General features: G+C 31.9%; 4 protein-coding genes. 3 read left to right on the top strand and 1 reads right to left on the bottom strand.

Annotated features, from left to right (window positions below):
• On the top strand, nucleotides 1-855 hold an 855-nt coding region (pxpB, locus tag AB8B65_RS06535; RefSeq protein WP_405300064.1), incomplete at its 5' end, for a 5-oxoprolinase subunit PxpB.
• Nucleotides 849-1,697 (top strand): biotin-dependent carboxyltransferase family protein, encoded by an 849-nt coding sequence (locus AB8B65_RS06540; RefSeq protein WP_405300065.1) that lies wholly within the window; start codon nucleotides 849-851, stop codon nucleotides 1,695-1,697. The genes pxpB and AB8B65_RS06540, both read left to right, overlap by 7 nt.
• On the opposite strand, the gene AB8B65_RS06545 is transcribed toward AB8B65_RS06540, so the two are convergent.
• The gene (locus AB8B65_RS06545) at nucleotides 1,675-1,932 is read right to left on the bottom strand and encodes a hypothetical protein (RefSeq protein WP_405300066.1); all 258 of its coding nucleotides are present in this window, start codon (nucleotides 1,930-1,932) and stop codon (nucleotides 1,675-1,677) included. The two genes, AB8B65_RS06540 and AB8B65_RS06545, sit on opposite strands and share 23 nt — an antisense overlap.
• 256 nt (nucleotides 1,933-2,188) lie before the next feature.
• On the opposite strand from AB8B65_RS06545, the gene AB8B65_RS06550 reads away from it, so the two are divergent.
• The gene (locus AB8B65_RS06550; RefSeq protein WP_405300067.1) at nucleotides 2,189-2,611 is read left to right on the top strand and encodes a hypothetical protein; all 423 of its coding nucleotides are present in this window, start codon (nucleotides 2,189-2,191) and stop codon (nucleotides 2,609-2,611) included.
• The last annotated feature ends 989 nt before the right edge of the window (nucleotides 2,612-3,600 follow it).

Consider the following 3,600-nt stretch of genomic DNA (forward strand, 5'->3'; position numbering starts at 1 on the left):
ACAATTTCAAAACAAAAACGTATCTTGAAATCAGATACATTTTGTGTGCATTCTGATACGGTATCTGCAATTGAAATTGTACAACAATTACACACACATTTTAATGCTGAAAGCGAAGTTGAACACGCTAAATTTCCTAACTACAAACCTTATGGTACTAACGGATTGTTGCTAACTTGGGAAGCTGAAATGACTTCAAAAGTGCTAGATGCTGTGTTGGAATATCATCAGAAAATCATAAATTTTAATATTAAAGTATTACTTGATGTAATTCAATCAAATAATTCATTGTTAGTAATTTATGATAATTTAAAAATGGATTGTAAAACACTCCAACATTTGTTGGAACGACTATTTTCGTCAATTTCAGGCAAATTTCAGAGTTCTACGCGTTTCTGTTGGGAAGTTCCTGTGTGTTATGATGCTTCATTCGGAATTGACTTGGAAGAAATTGCACAAAAAAACGAGCTATCTATTGCTGAAATTATCACGTTACACACAAGTCCAAAATATCAAGTATTCGCTATCGGTTTTTTACCTGGCTTTTTATATTTAGGCGGACTTGATAAACGTCTGCATATTGATAGAAAATCAACACCGCGATTAGAAGTGAAAAAAGGTGCTGTCGGAATTGGCGGAATACAAACAGGAATCTACCCAAAATCAAGTCCTGGTGGCTGGCAAATTTTAGGAAATTCTCCACTCAATTTTTTTGATGTTTCTAGTGAAAAACCATGTTTTGCAAAAGCGGGTGATTTTATAAAATTTGTTTCTATTTCTTTAGAAGAATATCATACAATTTCAACAGCAATTTCCAACCGGAATTACACTTTAAAATCGACCGAAATATGTTAGAGATTTTACATAGCGGATTGTATTCTTCGATTCAAGATTTAGGAAGATTTCAGTATCGAAATTACGGCGTTCCAGTTTCAGGAGTTATGGACGAATTTCATGCAAAATTGGCAAATAGTATTTTAGGAAATGATGAAAATGCTGCGGTTTTAGAAATGACTTTACATGGCGCAAGTGTGAAATTTCATAACAACACACAAATTGCAATTTGCGGTGCCAATTTGTCTCCAAAGCTAAATGGAGCACTTTTAAGAGCAAATTTGGTCGTAAATGTATCAGAAGGTGACCAACTTGACTTTGGCGCACGAAAATTTGGTGTTCGAACGTATCTAGCCGTAAAAGATGGTTTTCAGACAGAAAAAATATTGAAGAGTAGAAGTTTCTATGAAGGAATCACACAAAAAGCCAGCGTTTCCAAAGGAGATTTGATTCCGTACACTTCATTTGTAGAAAAAGATACTTCGCATACAAAAGTAGGATTTCAGCAAAAACTCTTCAATAGTAATGAAATATGCGTTTACATAGGTCCAGAATTCGATTTCTTATCAAAAAAACAACAAGAAAAACTATTCAATATCACATTTTCAGTAGGATTGAATAACAGAATGGCGTATCAACTCAATGAAATAATTGAAAATAAATGTCCATCGATTATTACTTCGGCGGTTTTGCCTGGCACAATTCAGTTAACGCCTTCGGGAAAGTTGATTGTATTGATGAAAGATTGCCAAACGACAGGCGGTTATCCGAGAATTTTACAATTAGATCATAAAAGTATCAACGTACTAGCGCAAAAACAAGCCAACGATCACATACAATTTAAGAAGCTTTCAATTTTGTAATATCGATTTCATCGGAAAGTAATTGCATGGCATCTTCTTCGCTCAATTTGCCTAAAATATCTTGCGTTCCTTCCTTAAAACCGTCATGGTATAAAAACAAGCGCCACAATGCACGGATAAACTCAGTATAGTTTAAACCGTCGTTCCATTGAATAAACTTTTCAGTAAAAGCTTTATCAATATGTGATTGAATAATAATGCGTGAAGCATTCATATTTCTGTCTAGGGAAGTCATTTATGGTAAATAGTTGTTTTATTGTGTAGCGAATTTAAGTTGTAAAAAAATAGTGTACAAGAGGAAAGAGCCTTTAATAAAAGGGGTTTTTCCCCTTTAGTAAAGGAAAAATCCTGAGTTTTCAAGCCTGTTTTTCGCTTAAAATTCTAGTTATCAGTTTTTTAAGTTCTAAGTGTGAATTTACATCTTCGTGCAAATTTTTTATTGTAATTCTTTATAAATAACTTGGTGGCACTAATCAACTAATATTAGAAGTATGAGTGACTACAAAACCCCTAAAGACAAACTTATTAATAATGAGCAAGCAGCTGCATTAAATTTATGCTACAAAGACAAACAAAAAGAAGGCTTTGGAGTAGAAGATGAAGATCATTTCAGTTGTTCTAGCTGGTATTCTCTTGAGGATTTAGAAGGCTATATTAATTATGTGAAAGAACAAGCTTTACAGCAAAAAATTAATGTTAATGGTATCCGATTTTATTTCGGAGTGTATCCAGAAACAGAAGATGAGTCGATTGCAGGAAGAAACACGTTATTTATGTGTCCAACCAAAGCAGGCTTAGGAATGAGTGAAGGAGGAAAATCTAGTGATGCAAACAGTAGTACAGATGTCATCACTATTTCCGCAATGAACTATGGTGATAACGGAAATCCTCCAAAAAACGATTTTGGAGAATAACATTTTAAATTAAATGGGAGATATAAGATTCCTTTCAAAATATTTGGCTTTAGTTGTTTTAATTTATGGATTATACAATTACAAGAATTATTCAAAGTCTAAAGCCAAATATTTTATTTTTTGTATATTATTTGCTGTAGCCACAGAGTTTTTTGGCTCAGTTTTTTATAGGTTGTTTAATCATGTAAATTTCGTTGTATACAATGTATTTACAATAGTTCAACTTACTTTCTTCTTATGGTGGTATCAACTAATTCTCAATTCTCAACGGAGAAAAAGCATATTGCTGCTCTGTATGATAATATATCTATTATTTGCACTGTGTAATTGTTTTATTTGGGAAAACATACTAGTAGCTAACCAAATTTACACATTTATTTTAGGAGTTCTTTTTGTCCTGGTGGCAATAAGTTTCTACTTTATAGAGTCTTTCAATAAAGAAACCATTTTAAATATAACTGATTCTATCTATTTCTGGTTTAGTTTAGGTGTTTTACTTTTTTATGGAACTTTTATGCCTTTCATGATATCAGTAAAACTGTTTTTAATTGGTGGTCAGAGTGTTTTAGGAATTGTAACATTTATCTTGAATATTATTATGTATTTATGTTTTGCAATTGGATTTTATAAATCGAGAAGTAAAAATAACCTAGAAGTATTTTAGATATGGAAGCAGACGAAATACGTACATTGGCTTTTATTTGCGCTTCAACGATTTTTATTGTAGGAATATTAGTAGTTGTTACTTTAGTGTTCTTACATAAAAAAAAGAGGGAAATTATTAATACAGAGTCAAATTTGAAGACATTTCCTTAAAAATGATATTATTTGAAGAAATCTTATGAGTGATCAAGAAATACAAATGCTTGTTGCAGCAACATCTATGGTGTTGCTTATTTTGTTAATAACCGTTATTATATTATTTGTTTTCTTTCAAAAGCGTAAACTGAAGTTTATTCTTGAAAAGAAAGAAGCCGAAAAGCGATACA

The sequence above is a fragment of the Kordia sp. genome, from assembly GCF_045105435.1.
Taxonomy (GTDB): Bacteria; Bacteroidota; Bacteroidia; order Flavobacteriales; family Flavobacteriaceae; genus Kordia.

Coding starts and splice junctions, on each gene's coding strand:
- AB8B65_RS06540 (WP_405300065.1), top strand. CDS start 849: ATGTTAGAGATTTTACATAGCGGATTGTATTCTTCGATTCAAGATTTA.
- AB8B65_RS06545 (WP_405300066.1), bottom strand. CDS start 1,932: ATGACTTCCCTAGACAGAAATATGAATGCTTCACGCATTATTATTCAA.
- AB8B65_RS06550 (WP_405300067.1), top strand. CDS start 2,189: ATGAGTGACTACAAAACCCCTAAAGACAAACTTATTAATAATGAGCAA.